Source organism: Bacillus sp. LR--39, from assembly GCF_053613335.1.
Genome location: NZ_JBSIOT010001104.1, coordinates 1 through 628, shown reverse-complemented (window position 1 = coordinate 628; position 628 = coordinate 1). Strand labels below are relative to the sequence as shown.

Here is a 628-nt window from a genome sequence, read left to right as displayed (position 1 = left end):
AAGAAGCTTTTTCTCATTTATTCCGCATGTTTTTACAACAATGAAAATAAGGAAGTGACATACATTTGAAAAAAGCGGATGCGATATGGACCAAGGATTTTATTATGGTCCTGCTTGTCAATTTATTTGTGTTTGTGTTCTTTTATACATTTTTAACTGTATTGCCGATCTACACGCTGCAAGAGCTTGGCGGTACAGAATCACAAGGCGGGCTTTTAATCAGCCTGTTCCTTCTGTCTGCGATCATTACACGGCCTTTCTCCGGAGCCATCGTTGAGCGTTTCGGGAAGAAAAGAATGGCGATTGTATCAATGGCGCTCTTCGCCCTATCATCTTTTCTGTATATGCCGATTCATAACTTTTCCCTGCTGCTCGGATTGCGGTTCTTCCAAGGGATTTGGTTCAGCATTTTAACGACTGTTACAGGTGCAATTGCCGCTGATATTATTCCAGCCAAACGGCGCGGTGAAGGGCTTGGATACTTTGCCATGTCTATGAACCTCGCTATGGCGATTGGGCCTTTCCTTGGTCTGAATTTGATGAGAGTGGTAAGCTTTCCTGTATTCTTTACAGCCTTTGCGCTGTTTATGGTTGCGGGCTTACTTGTTTCGTTCTTGATAAAAGTGCC

The 628-nt window shown here is 43.3% G+C and carries 1 protein-coding gene; it reads left to right on the top strand.

Going from position 1 to position 628, the window contains the following annotated elements:
• Positions 1–65 precede the first annotated feature (65 nt).
• A partial coding sequence (locus tag ACWHAR_RS28735; protein ID WP_452088653.1) for an MFS transporter occupies positions 66–628 on the top strand: 563 nt, incomplete at its 3' end.